We start from the raw sequence: 20637 nt of genomic DNA on the forward strand, positions 1-20637 counted from the left end.
GATATATACTCTATAGTATGAGTGCTTTACGAATCGTCTTAGTACGCAACGCCGCATCTTATGATTTCGGCGGGGGTGAGCGTTTTCCTATTTTCCTAGCAAAAGAACTACAAAAATTAGGACATTTTCCAATAATTCTAAGTCACCATAAAAAGTTGCGTGATTACGCTGAGCACGAAAACATTCCACATTATCGATCTTGGTGGTGGCCTAAACAAAATTGGAGCGGAAAAAATGCTCTGCTTGTGCCGTTTTATATATTGTGGCAATTATTGCTGACTATATATTACGCCATTCAGTTTAGTAGATTTAAAGCGGACGTTGTACACTTGCAAAGTAAAGATGATTTCATAGCTGGATCTATTGCCGGAAAACTTGTTGGCGCTAAAGTGATTTGGACTGACCATGCCGATCTCAAACATGTCTGGAAAAATATCTGCGTAAAACATAAGAATCCAACAGGCAAGTTGGTTGCGTGGTCAGCTCGCTTTGCCGATGCTATAACCGCAGTCAGTAAAAGTGAACAAACTCTTATTTCCAATAATCTACCCGCAAACTCGCCAATTCGCAATAAAATAATCGTTATTTATAATGGAGTTGAAGATCAAAAGCAAAAATACGAATCGCCTAAGAATACGGTATTTACTTTCTGCATATCCGGTCGCCTTGTCATAGACAAAGGTATTGGAGAAGCGATTACTGCTTTTAAAGAATTTAACGCTACGTATAAAAATTCACAATTAGTACTTATTGGTGATGGCCCTGATCGATTACAGTTTGAGCAACAAGCCAAAGGGCTACCTGTTACTTTTTATGGATATAAGACAAATCCCCTACCTTATGTCGCATCCGCTGATATATATCTACATCCAACATATCATGAGGGATTTAGCGTTTCCTTAATTGAAGCTAGCATGCTAGGGCTGCCTATCATAGCAACCAATGTCGGTGGAAATCCAGAAATTATTCACAATAATAAAACGGGGCTTCTCATTCCTTCTAAAAACGCATCAGCATTACAGGATTCTATGAAAAAATTATATGAAAACGACAAGCTCAGAACCAGCCTATCTATGGCAGCTCGACAGCAATATTTAGACTTATTCGTATTTCACAACATAGTAAAGACGCAATTTATTCCTATATACGAAAATGGTATACTTTAATATATGAAGATTCGTATCGAAACTGCTGCATTAACTGCCCCAAATATATCTGGAGTAGGTCATTACACACGAATGCTCACTAACAGCCTAGCTATCTATTCTCCATCAAATACGGAAATATCCGCATTTTATTTTAATTTTCTTAGCAAACATAAAGATCCCGAATTAAATAAAGCCGTCAAGCACGAAAAGCATATTTTTATGCCGCAGCGCTTGTTTACAAAACTTCAAAGTTACAATATTCCGCTGCCGTATGATCTATTTTCCCCTCGCGTAGACGTATCTATATTTCCAAATTTTGATCTATGGACGACAGTAAAATCCTCCATCTCCGCCGTAGTTATTCACGACCTTGGATATTTATATTTTCCTGAGACCATCGAGCAACGCAACTTGGCGCATCTTAGGAGATGCGTTCCTCGCTCTGCCAAAAAAGCCGATATCATCATTACAGTTTCAGAGTCAATCAAATCAGAGATTATCGCCGAGTACAAAGTCCCCGCATCAAAAATTGTTGTAACACCTATACCAGCAGACCCAATCTATCGCCAACCTAGCACAATAGACGTTGCAACCAAATATAACTTACCAACCAAACGATATATTTTTTCAATCGGCAATTTAGAGCCGCGCAAAGACTTACCAACAATGATAGCCGCTTTTCGATCACTACCGAAGGAAATTCGCGAAAAATATTCCCTAGTCTTAGCAGGCGGAAAAGGATGGAAAACGGAATCCACTGAGCTTGCCATAAAGGAAGCACAAGCTGCGGGAGAAAATGTTATACGTCCAGGATATATACCTCAAGAAGACGTTCCTGCATTCTATCAACAAGCCGACCTTTTTTGTATGAGTTCTATCTATGAAGGTTTTGGAATGCCTATCGTCGAAGCCTTAACGAGCGGAACTCCTGCTGTCGCTTCAGATATCCCAGTATTGCGTGAAGCTGGAGGTGATGCTATTTTGTACGCTCAACCCAAAAATCCCGAAGATTTTGCTGAAAAGATTTTATCTATATTATCCAATCCGAACAGCCGTAAAGAAATGAGTGATCGCATGCAAGTACAGGTGCAAAGAATTTCGTGGGAAAAGAATGTAGACACCTTGATGAAATCATTTGAAGAAGCTTTGAAATAGTTATGAAAACCATCACCCTTCTCATTCCTGTCTACAACGAAGAATCCGTTTTGCCGCAATTATTTAAGCGCTTGGACGAATTTACAAAAAACACACCCAATTATCAATTCGAATTTTTCTTCATAAATGACGGCAGCATCGATAAATCTTTTTCAATCATAGCCGAGCAATCGAAAAAAGATTCTCGAATTAGCTATATAAATCTATCGCGAAACTTCGGTAAGGAAATTGCCATGATAGCTGGAATTGACCACGTAAAAAGTGACGCTCTGGTGATTATCGATGCAGATTTGCAAGACCCGCCAGAGATCATCCAGGAAATGATTTCGTATTGGGAAGATGGTTACGATGACGTCTATGCTCGCCGCAACAATCGACAAGGCGAAACCTGGCTGAAGAAAAAAACCAGCCAATGGTATTACAGAATATTGCAAAAATCGACCAACATCCCCATTCAGGTCGACACTGGAGATTTTCGCTTACTGGATCGCCGATGCATTGAGGCTTTGCAAAAATTCCGCGAATCTCAACGCAATACAAAAGCGATTTTCAGCTGGATTGGATATAAGAAAAAAGAGATATTTTATGATCGCGACCCCAGATTAGCTGGTCAAACCAAGTGGAATTACCGGAAACTACTCAATTTGGCAATTGACGGAATTACCAGCTTTACTACCGCACCGCTACGCATGGCAACTATTTTTGGATTTATCATTTCGTTTATTGCTTTTGTCTGGATTATTTATCTTTTAGTTCGCCCTTTGTTCGGAGTTTCCACTGGCGCTGGATATTCTTCCTTAATGGCAGTTATCTTATTCCTCGGCGGAGTTCAGTTATTATCCCTGGGTATAATTGGTGAATATGTAGGACGAATATTTATTGAAACAAAAAACAGACCATTATATTTAATAGAGGAGTATCATGCAGGAAATATTAAAAAAACACGCTGATAAATTCAGGTTTCTCATTGTCGGCAGTACTAATACAGTACTAGATTTTGGCATACTTTTTAGCCTAACAATCTTTTTAAATATCCCAAAGGAGTTTGCTAATTTCATATCAACATTCGTTGCTTTTTTGTTCTCATTTTTTGCAAATAAAAAATATACTTTCAAGTCAACATCCCAAAACTTGAAAAAACAATTTCTTTTATTCGCCGCAGTTACACTATTTGGTTTATGGGTAATTCAGACAATTATCATCACTATTATCACACCGATATTTATAAACTTCGGATTAAATAAATCACTTGCTCTATTAATTAGCAAGCTAGCCGCCACGGTAGTCAGCCTCGTCTGGAATTACGTTCTATACTCCAGAATAGTCTTTAAAGACACTAAGAACTCTTCTGACTAATAATTAGCCGTCGTTCGCGACCTTCACCTTCAGAATGCGTATCAATATCACTATATTCACCAGCCAAGTGATGCACCGTCCAGCGATCAGCAGCATTCAAATCCACTATCTTTGACTCGCCAGTTCGACGGACTTCCTCAATCCAACCGCGCGCCTTTTCGGCAATTTTTTCAGCGTGCTGCTTTTTATAGTCTGCAATGTCCAAATTAACTCGAACAGTTGACGCTTCTTTATGATGAAGAGCTGTCGACAAAAGGTTCTGAATACTGCGCAATGTTTCCGCATTTTTGCCGATTAAAATACTACTTCGCTCGCTATGCGGAATTGAAGCCACAACAATTCCATCTTCAATTTTTACTGAAACTTCCAGATTCAAGTCAAAGAATGTTAGCAAATCCTCTAAATATTTTTTTACAAATTCAACTGTTTCAATTTGGTCCATAAATCCTCCTTAATCCTTAGCCTTGATTCGAGTTACCCTGGCCTCTGTAGCCTTTTTAACACGTTTGTCAATTTTTGTCGATGCTTTAGATTTTTTATCTGCAATTTCTTGCATTTCTTTAGAGTCTTGCTTGAAGATAATATAATTCTGGAGATATCCCACGGCGCTAGCTGTCGTCAAATAAAGCGCCAAAGCTGCCGGCAAATACACAATCACGAAGAACATCATTACTGGCATAAATTTCATCATTTTTCGCGTCATAATAGCATTTACTTCTGCCTGATCTGCCTCTTTTCCATCACCAGCCTCAGCTAGAATATCTCGCAACTTACGATTGCTGTCAGATTGGGGTGACAATTGTTTTGAAGTTAAATATTGCAAATATGCCGCAACTGCCGCCAAAATAACCAAGCCAATAACAATTCCATTCTTTGATATTGCGTGTTGTGTCAAATCTATAATTCCCAGGAAATTCTGATTAAATTGATCTGGATTATTTACTAGATTATTAGCAACCGGCAGATTTTTCATAAAATCATAAACATATTTTCCTAAGTCGGCGCGGCTAGAAACGAAAATCTGCACCACTCGATACATCGCAATCAAAATCGGCAACTGAATAATCATAACACCAATTGAGCCAAAGGCACTGACGTTGTGTTTTTTATAAAGCTCCATCATCGCTAGGTTACGCATTTGCGGATTTTTTGCGTATTGTTTTTTAAGTTTTGCTAGCTCTGGCTGCATTTTACGCATGGCTTTTGCTTGGTGAAGTTGCTTTTTAATTAGCGGCCAAAGTAAAAGTCTTACAATAATCGTAAAGATAATAACGCTAACACCAAAATCCGGAATCAGACTATAAATAGCCATTAGCAAATTTAAAATCGGTCGAACAATAAACTCATCAAAAAAACTCATGTCTTGATTATAGCAAAAAAGCGCCTATTTATACAGTTGAGCTTGAGAGAAAAGATTCTTTATTGTCTGTTTTAGATCTTTATGTGGCATCGATAAAACTTCCGCCGAAAATATAATAACAGCCACATCTTGGTCATTTTTCATATTAGGCAGCTCCAGGCGAATAATTTCATAAACACGTCGACGTATACGATTCCGACGCACCGCTGATTTTAGAACTTTTTTACTAACAACAACCGCAAACCTGCTGTGGCTTCGATATGGGTTCTTCACGTATTTTATCGTGGCTATAGACGAACGAACCGCTTGTCCATTTTTATAGACAAACTTAAGACTGCCATGACCATGAAACCGATTACATTGTTGTAACATATTTTACAATTATATCAAAAAATCCCGCCTTCATCGACGGGATAATTTTTAGCTATCAATTAAATAGCAATTTTAGCGCGGCCCTTTAGGCGGCGGCGCTTCAAAACCATCCTACCAGCCTTGGTAGAAACTCGTGCCCTAAAACCGTGCGTCTTTGCGCGGTGTCGGGTGTGTGGTTGAAATGTTCGCTTTGGCATATCAATAAATAGTATATATTCTTTCAGCACTTTTTGCAAGTCGACAATGACTTTTCCACTATCGACGTATATTTTTCCACAATTTTAACAGATGAGAATTTTAATTGTGGAAAACTCCACCCCTGTTTTGAATAGTAACCTTTCTACTCCGTTTATACTTGTGGAAAACTCCCCTTATTTGCTATAGTAAAGACAGTTAACAGAATTTGAGGGAGTAATTTTCGTGGATAGTCATGCGGTTTGGCAGGGTGTTTTAGGTGAGATTGAAGTAACTGTATCGTCTTCGTCGTTTACTGCGTGGTTTAAAAATACCAAATTGGAAATAATCTCCGAAAAAGAAGTTCTTATAATTGCGCCGAATATTTTTGCTAGAACTCAACTTGAAAAGCGATTTCACCCGCAAATATTAGAAGCCTTGGCTCACAATGGCATTAATGCTCCGTCTATTTCTTATAACGTCGAATCTAGCAATAAAAAACCGCGCGTTAATCGTGAAGTTGATAAAAGCGGACAACAAGAAACAGCGAAGCCTCTGATTTTACCATCGAGGAAATCTCATTCTAGTAATCTTAATCCCAGGTATACCTTTGACAACTTCATCGTTGGCTCAAGTAATGATCTTGCCTATGCCGCTTGCCAAGCCGTCGCCGCACATCCAGGAGAAAAATATAATCCGCTCTATCTTTACGGAGGGTCTGGACTTGGTAAAACTCACTTAATGCAGGCAGTTGGAAATGAGATAATTAAAAAGCAGCCATCGGCGCGAGTGCTTTACATTACTACAGAAACGTTTGTTAATGAATTTCTGGATTCTATTCGTTTCAAGAAAAAAGGTTTTTCTGATAAATATCGCAATGTCGATGTATTGATTGTCGATGATATGCAATTTATCGCTGGGAAAGAAAAAACTCAGGACGAATTTTTCCATACATTTAACGATCTTCATCAAAACAACAAGCAAATCATTATTAGCTCAGATAAACCGCCAAAAAGTATTCCTACTCTAACCGATCGTTTGCGTAGTCGATTTGAATGGGGTATGGCGATCGATATTCAGATGCCCGATTATGAAACTCGTTGTGCTATCGTTAAAGCAAAAGCTGAACTCAGCAACACTGAACTAGATTCCGATGTCGTAGAATATCTGGCGACCAACTTTAAGACGAACATTCGCGAGTTGGAAGGCGCTTTGAATAGACTGCTTGCTTATGCGGAAATGCAGAATTTCACTCCTGATTTAGCGGCGGCTGAAGGAATCTTGGGAGATATTAAACGCAATAGACCACAACATATAACCGCCAAACAAATAATTGATAAGACGGCGCGCTATTATAATATTGACGTAAAAGATATGTGCTCATCCAGGCGAGATAAATTTATCGCGATGCCAAGGCAAATTGCGATGTTTCTTCTGCGTAGTGAGCTGAAAATGAGTTTTCCGAAAATTGCCCAAGAGCTTGGACGAAAAGACCACACTACCGCTATGCATTCAATTGAAAAAATCACCAAGGAAAGCCTTACTAATGTCAGTATTCGCGAGCAAATTAACGACATTAAGGATAAATTATATGTTCATTAATTGTGGAAAAGCTGTGCAGATGTTGTGTTTTTGCGGCGACTTACCAACACACAGATCTGTGGAAAGAAAACAACAAGTCAGCAGACAGTGGAATAATACACAAATATCCACTATAAAGTCCACAAATAGCACACAGAGTTTTCCACCTATTTTATCGCCACTCTACCCCTGTTTGAACACATTTTTTACCCAGTTTCCACAGCACCTATTACTATTAAGACTAATTAAAAAATTAAGGAAAGTATAATGAAAGTATCAGTCACTCAAGAAAAACTCGCAAAAGCACTTAATCTAATCAAAGATATCGCATCGAGCCGTAATGAACTGCCGATATTAAATAATATTTTACTTCGCACCGATGGAGGAAGATTATTGATTGCTGGAACGAATTTGGAAATTGCTTCTACTCAATACATTGGTGCGAAAATTGAAGATCATGGATCTATTACAATCCCTGCCCGATTGGTATCAGAATTCATTACAAACTTACCAAGCGGTCCAGTGGAACTTGAAACCAAAAACGAACATTTGCATATAACTTCAGGAAAATTCTCATCAGTTATCAATGGCGTAGTAGCTGACGAATATCCTGAGCTGCCTACAATTGACGAAAAGACCGCCATGCAATATGAAATTGATGTTGAGGATTTAAAGAAAGCCATAGTCCAAACGAAGTTGGCTGTTAGCTCTGACGTTACGCGAGCGGTGCTCACGGGAGTTTATTGGCATAATTATGAAGGATCGCTATACTTAGCCGCTACTGATGGCTACAGGCTGGCAGAAAAGCGTCTGATAAAGTCGGATAATGAAGTTTCAGCGATCATTCCTGCGTCTACATTGGCGGAAGTCAGTAAGAGCGTCGGCGATGAGAAGAAAATTACGGTTCTTTTTGACGATTCTCAAGTTTGTTTTAAGACGGGAGATATGGAAATTGTTAGTCGATTAATTGACGGGAAATTCCCTGATTATCGCCAATTGATTCCAGCGACTGCCGAAACTGAGATCGTTATTAAGAAGTCTGATTTTAGTCGAGTTACGAAAATTGCGGCGTTATTTGCGCGTGAATCTGGTGGTGGAATTACAATTACCGCATCAGAGGAAAATTCTCTGCTTTCTATTCATTCGATTGCGTCTGAACTTGGTGAGAACACCTCAGAGGCAACAGCCAAAATATCCGCAGATGGTCAAGTTACTCTCAATTCGCGCTACCTAACAGAGGTTTTGAATATTATTGACGCGGATGAAATTGTATTCTCATTTAATGGTAAATTGTCGCCGTGCGTAATTCGCGAGCAAGTAAAAAATCCTGATTATACACACATTATCATGCCGCTTAAGAGTTAGTAGAAAACGGAGATAATCTGGAGGCTGTTTCTGATAAAATATCTTCTGGTATATCTTTGGTGTTGTATATAGTATTGATTATTTGTGGCTTAGTTTTAATCACCCATTTGTTATTTTCTTTCTTCAGAATAACAGTGTAGATATCGCCGGAATTTCTATCTATGACACCTCTCTGATAACTAGCCGCATACCAGTCTGCGTTATTTCCTAGGATAATTTCTTTTTGAAGTATAAAAGATGATTTTAGCTCTGGATATTTGGCAAATAATACCTCTGAAATATCACTTCTATATTCATTTATTTTACTAGACATGAATTTTTGGCTATATTCAGTTTTTACAGATATATTTTCATCCGATCCTTTTACGGTAAATTCCGTGGAATTCTCATTGATAGAACCAGATTTAGATGACGTCTTTATTATGTATTTGCCGTCTGATAACTGTATCTTAGAATTACCGTTTATCGACGTAATTTCGGAAGTGCTTTTGCTTGTGTTGCGATATATTTTCGCTGACAGATTTTCCTTATCGAAAGTTATAGATATAGTATGTGTTGGCTGGATGAACATAATCGCTAGCAATATTAACGTTAATATTGCCAATGTAATGCTGCCGATGATAATATTCCTTCGATTCATAATTACTCCGTAAATGTATTAGCGTAGTTTCTAAATGTGATATTTAGTTTTGACGGGTCAAATCCCTGCTCTTTAATCTTATTGAGGGCAGCATTTCTATATCCTTCTATAGTATCGATTTCTACGATAACTCCATTCTTATGACTAGGGTCTGCCTTATATCCAATTGAATAAATTAAGTTTTTTATTGGTAATTTTTTAATTATAGGATTGGCGTCTTCTAGTTTTTTTTGTTCATTAGCAAGTCTGTCCGTTGTAGCTCTGTCTATTTCTGATGTTTTGGAGGAAGACTGCAATTCTTTAATAGCCTCCTCTGTTGTGGGTGTGAGTGCAAAAATTATCCTTAACGGATTACCTTTTTTTACTTCAACATTAATATTCTCATCTTTAAAGCCACTTCTTGATGCTTTAAAATTGTACGTTCCTGGTCTTAAATATACGACTTGCGAGCCGATAAATTTTTGACTACCAGTAGTAATTTCAGCTTTATCGGGCGAGGTTAGTAGGTAAACCGGAGTGGTGTCATATCTATTTACGTAGGTTATGACGCCATATACTAATGTACTGGCTGATAATAATATTAATATACTGCTAATTATTTTTTTATTCATCATTTCTTCCTAAACCAAGTTACGCTTGGTGATGTTAAGCTCTCGTTGCCTGCTTTTGGGGCGTATTCACACAATGAGGCGGATGCTATATTTGAGTCAAATCCTTCTATATTACCAACAAAAACAAATGTATGTCCTGGACTATGGGCGACATCACCGGGTTTAAGGTCTGCTACGTTGATCGAGCTACCGTTACCAAGAGTTTGCCAGTTGGCTTCTGCCCACGCTCTCTGTACGCCAGTCGGCCCAGCTTTACCGCCCTCACCTCCGTAGTTGTAATTTTTATCAAACCCACTGTCGTTCAAAATCGTTGTTACAAACGCGCCACAATCGACACCGCCGCCATAACACGTACCGCCAGTAAATCTGTTCTCACTTTTTGCCTTTTCTATAGCTTTTTCGTAATCAGGTTTTTTATCTGTACGAACCCTTTTTTCTGGCCAGGCATAACGTTTGACATAGTCGATAAAGTCGCCGCCACCGTTTGATGAAGAGCATCCTCCTCCACTTCCGCCTGTACCATTAAATCTTTCATAGATTTTTTGTGCGGCGGCACCGCGTATATTTTTAACGTCATCTTTTGTCATGGCTGATTTTTCAAAATCGTCATGCCAAAAAACAGTGGCGTCATCAACTGTCTTCAGGGTTTTTAATAATTCCCATGAATTTGAAGCGGTACCAAATCCACGAGCAGTAACGGGTCTTTCTGTCCCCTCTTGCACTAAATACTCTAATTCGAAGATCAATAGCTTGTCGTTGTCTTCTACCGGAATAGAATCGACCATACCCTTGTCGTTAGGCGCGCCACCATACTCTTGGCTGTAATATTTTTTTAACTCAGACGGTATTTTATTAGCTATAAGCGTTCGCCTTCCGAACGTCCACTGGGCAAGTCCCCAACCTCCAGACCCCCATCCTTGACCTACTTCGTGTCTGGTAGGACTAAATCCTGACTCTGCCTGAATATTAGCCATCACGCCAGCTGTTTGTTCGGCGCTTAATCCTGCGTTGCGTAGATATCCCCAAATCTTTTCTTGGTTATCAGATCCTGATACTCCATTAGAAGATGATCCGGAACAAGTTGTTGAATCATTTTCTTTATACCAAAGAATATCGTTTGTTACATATGAATCGGGATATCCTGCCGCCAAAGATACTGGCTGCATAGTAATAGCAAAAGATATAGCAAAGCAAAGAGCGATAGACAACTTTTTATACATCAGATCGATTCCTCTTATATTCGTTTATAATATCTGCAGGAACACCAATATTTTTTAAGGCGTCTGGGGATTTTCTATCATTAACGCCTGTTATGACTGAATTATTTCTTAGGACTGCATACGTGTTGTAGGTAGATTTGAATTTCTCGCTATAAATTTCTAGTGCAACCAACTTAAATTCGCCCTGCTCTTTTACTATTGAATACTTTTTTAATTCACGGTTGCCGTAGGTACTAGAGGTAGAATTTAGTAATTCGGTAATAACTTTCTGTTCTGATGATTGCTCGTGAGTATTATTTTGATTCTCGTTAGTGTTTTGGGATGATGACAGAATAGTTGTGTATTGATTGCTGTCAGGGTTTTTAATAATAAGGAAGGTTGCCGTAATACTTACTAAAAATAATACGGATGATATTAGGATAACTTTATTTTCTTTATTCATTAGACCTTCCTCGCATACTCCCAGTGCCATTGTTCGGGGTTACTCCCACCCGGCTCAGCCCAAGCGGGATGTACATAACCGTATTTGTGGGCGTTAGCTTTTAGCCAATTATATGTAGAAGACCCAAACGCGCCAACTTCAATATCTGCAGCAAGTCCCCAGCCGTGGTTTGATACACACGGGGGAGCTGGAGCTGCTCTTGATCCTAGCTCTTTACTATATCTAATTTGCGTTGCACAATCTCGATACGCTTCATTAATTATTAAGTCTGACCCGTTATCGGCTTTATACGCTTTATTCATTTCTTCCATGGCCGCTGCAGCTTTCTTATTCATTTTATTGCCTGACGAGAAAGATAGAGTTTGCAATTCTGAATCTGGAATTCCGCCGTTGCTATGACCTCCCCATCCGTCTTGTTGCGCCTCTTCTAATTGAGGTTCGCCAACTGCCTCGCCATTGTCTGGAGCTTTAGCCGTGGTTGAAGGAGCGTCTTCTTCGTCATCTTCGCCATTGATTGATTGGGCAATTTGGAAATCAATTAATAATACTGACATTGCGGAAAGCTTTCTATCGTCGTATTGCTTAGCGGAATTTTCAGCTCCGAAAGATTGGTCAGTAATATCTTTGCCTTCACTATCTTTATATGTTGGTGCGGTAGATGATGTTGTTTGTGTTGAATCTGATGGCGCTGTACACCCGCCATTACTAAACCAGTAGCTTCCGGTGCTGGCATCTCCACAGCCTTCTACAAAGTCATGAAGAGGAGTATCTTTAACTATGTATCCATTATTCATGAGATCGGATATATCTGCGCCATCTGGAATGTCCATATCTTTCTGTATCCATCCTTCATTTTCGGCAATTTGAATAGCCTCCTCTACTGACATGTTTGCCTGGCTATTGGTTATGCCAGTACACGGTAATCCTGCCATATTCACGGCTGGATCTTCGGATGATCCACTTCCCATATAAAAGTCTTTTGCGTATCCACAATATTTATCAGAATACATACCGCTTGCTGCTTTTGCAGTAGATGAATAAGATAGTGCCATAGAAGGTAGCCTGAGAATGTTAGACAGCATTGCTACTGGAGTTTTACTATAAGTTCCATTAGCTATCATCATATTGCCCATATTATGGAATATACTACCTAAGAATGTATATCTACTGGACGTATCGAATGGACTTAATGAGGCTATATCCATTTCTTTTTGGAATTCTTCGTTTGCTATTTGGATTCCGTTGAATTCTGCTAATTGACTCATCTTAAGCCCGGGGAGCATTTGTCCCATAGATCCTGCCGAAAAGAACGCCGCCGCACCAACGCCGAGTGCATCTCCCAGGTCTTTATATTGAGCCTTGTCTGGCGTAAGGAGGCTTTTTGCTAATTCTGTGAGGATATTTTTTACTTGCTCGCCAACTGCATATTCGAGTACTTTTTTAATCACTTCAGATAGCGCTGCCTTACCTACCCAACTAACTATCGCACTTATACCGCCAGTAGAGGCTGAGACTGCTGCCTCTACTGCCATAGAGGCATACATGGCTACTGGACTTAATATATAATCGCATACACCTTCAGTGGCTTCTTTAGCTTCATTAAAGCCTTGGATTATAGGATTCGTAGCTACTGAATATCCAGGAATGTAGTTTTTTGCAATTCCAGGCTTGTCGTTATTTACGCCCATTGCTGCTAGTAAATACGGAGAATCTAATGCCGATCCTTCGGCGTTATCGGACCCTTTCATCTTTCCTCTTTCGGTTAGCATAGTGCCGATGGTTTCCATCGTTTCTTGAGAGAATCCACCACCACTAGAGTCGAGTCCAGAAGCCTTAGCTTGTGATCCAGGGGATAGGATAACATCCATAACTATGCCTAATAGTGGAGCTAACTGAATTGCTGCTACACCTGACGCAATAAGATTTGGGATTTTTACTACAGCACAAGCCCCTGCACTAATAGCATAAGCTAGGCCACCTTTTTTCAGCTTACCACCCAACTTATCAACACCTTTGCTAATATTTTTACTAGCACTACCAGCTTCAAACTTTGGTAATTTTTCTTTAAATTTCTCTCTTTTTTCTTTTATTCCAAGTTTTTTATCAATTTTTGAAATGGCACTATTTCTTTTAAGGTTGAATTTACCGTAAAGCCTACTTATGTGTTTTCCTGTCCAGGCGCGGAAACGCATTTTCATTAGACCGGTTCTGCCATAGACTTTACTGGCAATTTTACGATTCTCTTTTTTGAGCAATTCGTCTTTTAATTTCGACGACTCAATAGGTTTCCCATCGTTTAATCCTTCCACCTTCCAGTGAGTTGGATTTTTTTCTGGGTATCCTCTTCCTTTTATGTCCATTTCTTTGCCATCAGCATCAACTGGAATTAATCCGGATTTCTTGAATCTCTTAAGAGCTTTGTTGGATAATCTTCCTGTTTTGCATTTAATTTTCTTATTATTGCAAATTCCTGCATCATCACCAGATTCAAAAATTCTGTTTATTATTTTTTTCATTCTGGTTTCTTTAACAACTGAAGCGGAGTCGTTTTTCCAGGTGAAATTCTCCATAATATTTTGTAACATTGTCGCTGGACTAAGAAATATTCCCAGAATTCCACCGCCCAGTCCCAGTATTCCAGCAATAACTGCAATTGGTCCGCGTTTTTTCAGTAAAGATTTGAACGTTACTGGACTTTTCTTTTTTCCCGCAGACGGCTGATAAAAACCGTTGCCTGGAACAGAAGATTCTTGGTCATTAACAGCAGTGCTGGCGGAATCATTTTGATTAGGATTCAAATCCGAATCTTTATTATCAAACTGAGATTCAAGGTCATTTATGGCATCTTTTTCGCGATCACTTAACTCTGACCCACTGTCAGAACCAGCCGAGATTTGATCAAACTTAGCCTGCTCAGCAGGATTTAACCTGCTGTCAGTTTCGGAATCCGTCGTGTAATCAACTCGTGCCATATTTTCTCGCTATTTTTCTACACCGCTCCGTAGCCGCCGATCGGCGAATCTGACGGTTTTATTTGTTGCGATACAGGATTTGTATTGATCAAATTATATTCGGTATCACTAGCCTGAATTTGGATGTGAACGTGATTTTGTCCAGCAAAGAATAATCCTTGCCCAACTGGGAAATTGGCTAGTCGTTTCTGCTCTTCATCTGTCAATTTAAACACTTGCGCCAAAACGTCAACGGCGCTGGCAGACTGTTTCAAAAGTAGCTGCATTGAGGAGTTGGAAACGATTGCTCGCCCCATTTTACTTCCGACGAAATCTTCCACGTCCTGCGTGATAGTCGTTAAGCCTAATTGATATTTGCGGGCGCGCTTGGCTAACGAGAATAAGAAATTGGCAGAATCGTCATATTTCATCAATTGCCAAGCCTCGTCAACAATCAGCATACGTTTCCTCTGGTCGGTACGCGTAATATTCCAGATATGGTTAAGAACAATATACATCGCCGTTGGTCGCAGTTCATCTTCCAAGTCGCGAATGTTAAAGACAACCATATTATTATTAATATCAATATTACTCTGTTGTGAAAATATTCCAGCAAACGTTCCAGAGGTAAATTTGCGAAGTCGCTGAGCCAGACTTGGGCCAGTTCCGCCCATATGAAGCAAAGTGTCGTATAGGTCGGAAATTGTCGGTGGCGTAGAATTGTGCGTCAATGGATCCGAAGTAATACCGACGCGCGCGTAGGTGTCAATCAATGCTTGATCAATATCAGCTTCTTCTGCTGGTGATAATCCTGCCATGACTTGCCCGCCGGCTCCTACTCCTGCGCCGCCCAGCATTTGTCTGAGTAGTCCGTGTAGTGTAACTAAGTTAGCTCGCAGTGCGTCATCTGCTTCATCAGTGTCAATAACACGCGGCAAATCAAACGGATTGATTCTCGTGTCGCTACTTAAACTCAATCGAATATAACTGCCACCAACCGCGTCGCATAGTTTTTGGTACTCGTTTTCTGGGTCGATAATTACAATATCAGCCCCGACCATCATACTTCTTAAAGCTTCCAGCTTAACGGTAAATGATTTACCAGCACCAGACTTAGCGAACACGACCATATTGGCGTTTTCCAGAGAGAATCTGTCAAAAATCACCAAGCCATTATTATGCATATTAATTCCGTAAAGCACGCCCTTATTATCTGTTAAATCGGCTGAAGTGAATGGAAAGCTGGTTGAAATTGCGCCAGTGTTCATGTTGCGGCGAATCTGTAGTTCATCAGTCAATTGTGGAATAGAGCTATTCAATCCCTGCTCCTGCTGGCTGGAAGCTACTTTTGAGAACACCAATTGTTGACCAAAAATAGTTTCAATTTTATGCTGGATGAAGTTTAGCTCGTCCAAGCTGTCGGCGTAAAGCGTAATATATAAGCCGTAGCGGAAGAACTTTTCGGCGCCAATCTGCAATTGATCGCGCAATTCTTCGGCGTCTTGCAAAGCCGCTTCCAAGCCTGGATCGCGCACCTTTCCTTTTTCCATGTTGATATTCATGGTTGCTTCCAACTGAGTAACTTTTTTACGCAGGTTATTCAGGACAATTTGCGTATCGACTGGATAAATAAACATACTAATATCCAGCACTTCATCGATGTTAATGATTGAGCTAAGCCAGCCGGTGTAGATTTGGCGAGGATAGCCATAAACATACATTGTGCGACCGTATTTTGAGCCAAGTCGGAAATGGTCAGAATGAAGCTCAATACTACTTGGCGCGATAAAATCACGCAAAGTTCGAACACCAGTTAAGAAGGCTTGTTCGACTTCGGCTTGCTCCCTTGCTCGTTGTTGAGCAGCAATATCAACGGCGTCTAATTTCTTCTTCGCCATTATGACCTTCCTCCTCTCGGTGATGGACCAGTTCCCTTAGTTACGTAAGTGGTCGTAAGCTCGCTTGGATCAATGTCCTCTAACGATTCACGTGACGACGTGTCGGGATTATATGAAGTGTAGAACAGCTCACCCAGTTGTCGGGTGTTCAATTGCCAGCTTTTTACGCCCATTTGGAATAGACCATTCATAACCGAATCAATGCGGTTTTTAATTTCATCTTTTGCTTTGGTATAGGTAACTTGGTCAATTTTTGTTACGGTTGCCTCTTTTTTTCCGCTGAAGAAGCTATTGAATAATCCCTTAGTCTGTTGTTTGAAGGCATTTTCCTCGCCAGCTGGATAATATGGAACGACAACATAAAAACTCTTATCCATAATGTTTGCCTCTTGTGCCAGAATATCAATAAAATCCATATAATCATCCATTAGGACATTGAGGAGCATATTGTCTTGATTGCGGCGAATTTCAGCCAATCTGTCCAGATATGGGCCAATGTCTACGCGGCGTGAACGGATAAGAACTTGAATTGGGAAATATAGAGAGTTAATAAAGTTTTGATAACTGAACTCAATTCCCTCTCTTTCGCGTGAACTCATAAGGTCGAAGTTGATCGATTCGCATTCCACTACTGCCCGAAAACTGCCATCGCTCATGATGATCATATTTTCGCGCATTTCAGAGAAAAGCAGCGTATTCTGGGTGCTAATTGGTCCTTTTTGCTTCTTGTCGTCAGGGGTTTTATCTGGAGATGGCGCGGTTGGACTTGGTCCCGAACCAATTGCTGCTGATGGCTGCTGAGAGACACCAGGAAGAGCCGCATTGGTTTGCGGAACCTGCTGATAAGATTGTTGATTTTGTAACTCTGGTTGCATAAACCCCACCTAACGTAGTGAAATCACCACTTCCTCATCTGATAATTTATTTTCTTGCTGAATTCGATTTGCCTCACGCGCAATCGTTTCAATCGAGAGGTCGCGGTTATTTGCCAGTTCTATTATAGCAGGTGGCACCTCGTTTACGCTAGTTTGCGGCGTGGTTGTCGGCTGAGTTTGAGCTGGAGTGTTCGTGACAGGTAGTCCGGACACTGGATTTAATACGGATTGACGCATTGTTGGGTACGGATTCATTTGTAGTGGTGCGGCTGGAGTAGGATTATCTGGTTGAGATGGTTGAGGTGTTTGCGTAGGAGGCGGTGTAGCAGATTGCCCTGTTTGCATCTTTTGGATAACTTCTTGTCGTCTACGAACATCTGACTGATTTATTAAGTGATTGATATTTTGCGCCGTAGCACTATTTTCATCCAATATGTCGTTAGCCGCTTGCCCTTCGTTGAATAAGTCGGCACGCATCGAGCTATTCGGATTATTGACGCCACGAATTGACCAACCTTGACTATCTACCAAATTCGCCAAATATGACAATCTTCGCTGAACTTCGGCTTGATCGTAATTATTTCCGTAAGTCTTCTCCTCGACTTTTGGCGCGATAACTTCGACTAATCTTTCAATTCCATCAGGCTGCCATAGACGTTTTTTTGGTTTTAACATAAAAGAAATGACTGCTGCCAAATAAACTTCCATTGGCTGATCTTTTTTAAGCGGTAAAGCCAGCGCTCCAAAGAATAAAATTATCGGCACAGGAATTATTGCCAAAGGTAGTAAAATTGTACTCAAACCGTACGCGATAGCGATTCCGATAACAGCTATAATTAAGAACACAAACTGTCGGAAACTAAACGGCCCGAGCAGTTTGTCCTCCGCCTCGACATCTTGAGGGACTTTATACACCGACATACTGCTTATATTATATCAAAAATATGATGATTATAGCATGTTGCGAAGGTTTTTGAACTGATCTTTGGCTGCGTCAGTTGCATTAGCTGACAGCCTCTTATCAGTAAGAATTGTGTTGATAACTTTCTTAAGATCTTGACGTTTCTTATCAGTAATAACAGATGTATTCTTTACAGCTTCTATTAATAACTTAACACCATCAGCCTCAGTGGTGGCTAAAGTTTCTGGTTTATATTTACCACCCTGTAGCCAGTCAGCACAATAATTGAGCAAATCTTGACGGTTATTAATAGCGCCCTTAACCATATCGTCAATTAATTTACCGCCCATAAATGAAGCTTTGTTTTTCACGCCGGATGACGCTAATGCTGCCGACACGGAAGAATAGAATTCTGGCGGTAATTCGCTAACAAGCTGAGCCACTTCTGTAACAGTTCCGTATTTAATCTGCTCTTCAATTGCGGCTTCACGTATAAATATGTTATTACTATCCAGTACTGTTCCATTTGAAAGCGTCACGGAATTGCCTAAAGATATCTTTTGTCTTTGCTCAGCGCTCAGCTTATAATGCTTCATAATCTGATGAGCTTCATCAACAGACTTGGCGTACTCACTGCGGCTGGTTGCTATGGCTGAAGCTAAGGCTGCATTTGCACCAATCAAATTGCCATTTGCATCTTTGAATACGTTGCCGCCAGCTTTTTCTCGAAGTTCCTTGCTGTTTATCAATTGTTCTGCAAATTCACTGTGCTGCTGACGTTGAGCGTTGTTCTTAATCAGACCCGCTGTTGCAATTTCGGTTTCTAGGTCTTTAATATCATTCATGAATGCGGTTTGCTGCTGATGGGCTTTCAAATCTTGTCGAGTTGCATAGGTAGCCGACACGTTTCTCAGAGCACGATCGTATAGAGATCTTTTTTCGTATATATCATCTGGTGCGTGACCCAGCGTAGATTCGAGGTAGCGATTATCATCTTGTGCAGATAAGAAATCTGAGCGCCTGGAAGCCTGTCTGGCATATAAGTCCGACTTCTTATATTTGGCTGTATTCCTAAATGAATTCTCGGCATTTTTCTGTGAAGTTTCCAGATCCTTTTTACGCAATCTACTATTATGATCCATTCGGCGGCGTAAACGATTTGGGTTGAATCGCGTCATATTGGCATTAGTCAACTTCTTGTTTTTAGTGATCTCACGACGATCTTTAGCCCAGTTTTTGGACTTGTCGTACCAGCCTTTATTCTTGTCATTAACAAACCCAGCGAATTTGCCTAATACTCCGCCGCTAAGTTTCAGAATTATAGGTGTTAAGGCTAATGGTATAACTTGAACCACCATTCCTAAGATTTGCATTATTCCACCATTTGCTCCAGTGGCGTTTTGGATAATTATTATTCCCGCTAGTTGTGCCCCACCGAATATTACAGCGAATGCCGGGAAAAATACTAACATCGTGAGGAATAAGTCTCGCCATTTCTTAAACCATTTTTCTGTGCCAGGAAGTAAATAGCAAACGAAGGCTAAAGGTGAAATGATAATTAAGATTACAATCAAAGCTTGACGTGCTGCCATAATTAGAAGTACTAAGAGAAGCACTAGACCTATCCCCACTAATGCTGATAGTGCCAATGGTAGCAGTTCTGCGCCCATGGCTACTGTTGCGACTGCCCCGCCAGCTAAAGCTCCGTTGGATAATATCATCACAATAACTTCTGACCATGTCCAACCTACACCCGTATTTTCTCCTACGGTGGATATGGTATTTTTAATCCCCATGAAAGCGTCTTGGAAAGCGTAACCAGTTACGTTTGATAAATCCAGTAATATAGCACAAATCGTAAATGATAAGTTGACCAGCACTGCCGCAATTATTAACCTAGGGAGCATTTTTTTAACGCCGTAATTGCTAATTCCTACAGAGGTCAATTGTGAGTAGATAATCACCAAAAACGCCACAATAAACGCCACATTGCTAATGTTGCGCATAATGACCCACGCCAGATAAATTCCACTGTTTTGGTTGGTCGTTTCTAACGGCTTAGTTTTTAAGAACTCCTGAAGCGCGCTGTACATATAATCTATGCCATCAGCCAGCCAGTTGGAGAGTGGACAGATAATCCAACCTATTCCCTGCACATCACAGGAAGTACCTGTTGAATTTTCAGATGGCGATTCAATTGAAATAGTTGAGGTGCTGGTTTGTTCATAGGTGTTTGGTGGCGTAAATGAATAAACTGCGTAGGTTGCGGAACTTAGTGAAGATATTTCGCTTGATGGGAAATAAATAACCTTGGCTTCTTTTTTATTCTTATCTTCATTAACATAAACAAGCGAATTATCAGGTAGGTTAAATTGTTTGATCTTTTTATCATCACTTACCTTTGTATATTTTTCTTTATTATAGGTTAAATTATGACCACTCCATTCTGCATCTACAGCGTAAACAGAGGTTGAGTGTGTTAAGTTATTAAGAAAAATGCCCACCAGCATCCCTGCTATCAGCAATACAAACCACTGCAGCCACTTGTTAAGAAACTGCTTACGGGAAATTAACCACTCCATCTGGGT

At 40.2% G+C, this 20637-nt stretch carries 19 protein-coding genes; 6 read left to right on the forward strand and 13 right to left on the reverse strand.

Annotation, left to right across the window (positions count from 1 at the left end; genetic code table 11):
- Window positions 1-17 precede the first annotated feature (17 nt).
- The 4 genes from AACH20_RS02680 to AACH20_RS02695 are packed head-to-tail and all read left to right on the forward strand — an operon-like array spanning window position 18 to window position 3659.
- Window positions 18-1166, forward strand: coding sequence for a glycosyltransferase family 4 protein (locus tag AACH20_RS02680; protein ID WP_338503906.1), 1149 nt, complete (start codon window positions 18-20; stop codon window positions 1164-1166).
- A 3-nt stretch (window positions 1167-1169) separates the two neighbouring features.
- On the forward strand, window positions 1170-2303 hold the full coding sequence (locus AACH20_RS02685; protein ID WP_338503908.1) for a glycosyltransferase family 4 protein: 1134 nt from the start codon (window positions 1170-1172) through the stop codon (window positions 2301-2303).
- 2 nt (window positions 2304-2305) lie between these two features.
- On the forward strand, window positions 2306-3253 hold the full coding sequence (locus AACH20_RS02690; protein ID WP_338503910.1) for a glycosyltransferase family 2 protein: 948 nt from the start codon (window positions 2306-2308) through the stop codon (window positions 3251-3253).
- On the forward strand, window positions 3225-3659 hold the full coding sequence (locus tag AACH20_RS02695; RefSeq protein ID WP_338503912.1) for a GtrA family protein: 435 nt from the start codon (window positions 3225-3227) through the stop codon (window positions 3657-3659). Before AACH20_RS02690 ends, AACH20_RS02695 begins: the two co-directional genes overlap by 29 nt.
- Here the strand turns inward: AACH20_RS02695 and AACH20_RS02700 are convergent.
- From AACH20_RS02700 to rpmH, 4 genes are read right to left on the reverse strand one after another with little or no spacing between them, the layout of a single operon-like run.
- The gene (locus AACH20_RS02700) at window positions 3640-4101 is read right to left on the reverse strand and encodes a protein jag (protein WP_338503914.1); all 462 of its coding nucleotides are present in this window, start codon (window positions 4099-4101) and stop codon (window positions 3640-3642) included. The two genes, AACH20_RS02695 and AACH20_RS02700, sit on opposite strands and share 20 nt — an antisense overlap.
- A gap of 9 nt (window positions 4102-4110) precedes the next feature.
- Entirely contained in the window at window positions 4111-5019 is a 909-nt protein-coding gene (locus tag AACH20_RS02705) for a YidC/Oxa1 family membrane protein insertase (protein WP_338503916.1), read from the reverse strand.
- A 24-nt stretch (window positions 5020-5043) separates the two neighbouring features.
- Window positions 5044-5391 carry a ribonuclease P protein component gene (rnpA, locus tag AACH20_RS02710; protein WP_338503918.1) on the reverse strand — a complete coding sequence of 116 codons (348 nt, stop codon included), beginning with the start codon at window positions 5389-5391 and terminating at the stop codon, window positions 5044-5046.
- A 59-nt stretch (window positions 5392-5450) separates the two neighbouring features.
- Window positions 5451-5588, reverse strand: a complete 138-nt coding sequence (rpmH, locus tag AACH20_RS02715) for a 50S ribosomal protein L34 (RefSeq protein ID WP_129635430.1) — start codon at window positions 5586-5588, stop codon at window positions 5451-5453.
- A 223-nt stretch (window positions 5589-5811) separates the two neighbouring features.
- Here rpmH and dnaA point away from each other — a divergent pair, with 223 nt between their 5' ends.
- On the forward strand, window positions 5812-7167 hold the full coding sequence (gene dnaA, locus AACH20_RS02720; RefSeq protein ID WP_338503921.1) for a chromosomal replication initiator protein DnaA: 1356 nt from the start codon (window positions 5812-5814) through the stop codon (window positions 7165-7167).
- Between the two features lie 246 nt (window positions 7168-7413).
- Window positions 7414-8511, forward strand: coding sequence for a DNA polymerase III subunit beta (gene dnaN / locus AACH20_RS02725; RefSeq protein ID WP_178143072.1), 1098 nt, complete (start codon window positions 7414-7416; stop codon window positions 8509-8511).
- On the opposite strand, the gene AACH20_RS02730 is transcribed toward dnaN, so the two are convergent.
- Genes AACH20_RS02730 through AACH20_RS02770 form a run of 9 tightly spaced genes read right to left on the reverse strand, consistent with a single transcriptional unit; the run spans window position 8501 to window position 20631 of the window.
- Complete coding sequence (locus AACH20_RS02730; RefSeq protein WP_338503925.1) at window positions 8501-9151, reverse strand: hypothetical protein; 651 nt, start codon at window positions 9149-9151, stop codon at window positions 8501-8503. The two genes, dnaN and AACH20_RS02730, sit on opposite strands and share 11 nt — an antisense overlap.
- Before the next feature lie 2 nt (window positions 9152-9153).
- Window positions 9154-9762 carry a hypothetical protein gene (locus tag AACH20_RS02735; protein WP_338503927.1) on the reverse strand — a complete coding sequence of 203 codons (609 nt, stop codon included), beginning with the start codon at window positions 9760-9762 and terminating at the stop codon, window positions 9154-9156.
- A complete protein-coding gene (locus AACH20_RS02740; RefSeq protein ID WP_338503929.1) occupies window positions 9762-10982 on the reverse strand; it encodes a phage tail tip lysozyme in 1221 nt (406 codons plus the stop codon). The genes AACH20_RS02735 and AACH20_RS02740 overlap by 1 nt, the downstream gene beginning before the upstream one ends.
- Window positions 10975-11424 carry a hypothetical protein gene (locus AACH20_RS02745; RefSeq protein WP_338503931.1) on the reverse strand — a complete coding sequence of 150 codons (450 nt, stop codon included), beginning with the start codon at window positions 11422-11424 and terminating at the stop codon, window positions 10975-10977. The genes AACH20_RS02740 and AACH20_RS02745 overlap by 8 nt, the downstream gene beginning before the upstream one ends.
- Window positions 11424-14396, reverse strand: a complete 2973-nt coding sequence (locus tag AACH20_RS02750; RefSeq protein ID WP_338503934.1) for a M15 family metallopeptidase — start codon at window positions 14394-14396, stop codon at window positions 11424-11426. Before AACH20_RS02750 ends, AACH20_RS02745 begins: the two co-directional genes overlap by 1 nt.
- Window positions 14397-14413: 17 nt before the next feature.
- Window positions 14414-16273, reverse strand: coding sequence for a VirB4-like conjugal transfer ATPase, CD1110 family (locus tag AACH20_RS02755; RefSeq protein WP_338503936.1), 1860 nt, complete (start codon window positions 16271-16273; stop codon window positions 14414-14416).
- Window positions 16273-17148 carry a hypothetical protein gene (locus AACH20_RS02760; protein ID WP_338503938.1) on the reverse strand — a complete coding sequence of 292 codons (876 nt, stop codon included), beginning with the start codon at window positions 17146-17148 and terminating at the stop codon, window positions 16273-16275. The genes AACH20_RS02755 and AACH20_RS02760 overlap by 1 nt, the downstream gene beginning before the upstream one ends.
- A gap of 9 nt (window positions 17149-17157) precedes the next feature.
- A complete protein-coding gene (locus tag AACH20_RS02765) occupies window positions 17158-18069 on the reverse strand; it encodes a PrgI family protein (protein ID WP_338503940.1) in 912 nt (303 codons plus the stop codon).
- 30 nt (window positions 18070-18099) lie between these two features.
- Complete coding sequence (locus AACH20_RS02770; protein ID WP_338503943.1) at window positions 18100-20631, reverse strand: hypothetical protein; 2532 nt, start codon at window positions 20629-20631, stop codon at window positions 18100-18102.
- Window positions 20632-20637 lie beyond the last annotated feature (6 nt).

It is taken from the genome of Candidatus Minimicrobia sp. QA0096 (assembly GCF_963967315.1).
Taxonomy (GTDB): domain Bacteria; phylum Patescibacteriota; class Saccharimonadia; order Saccharimonadales; family Saccharimonadaceae; genus Nanosynbacter.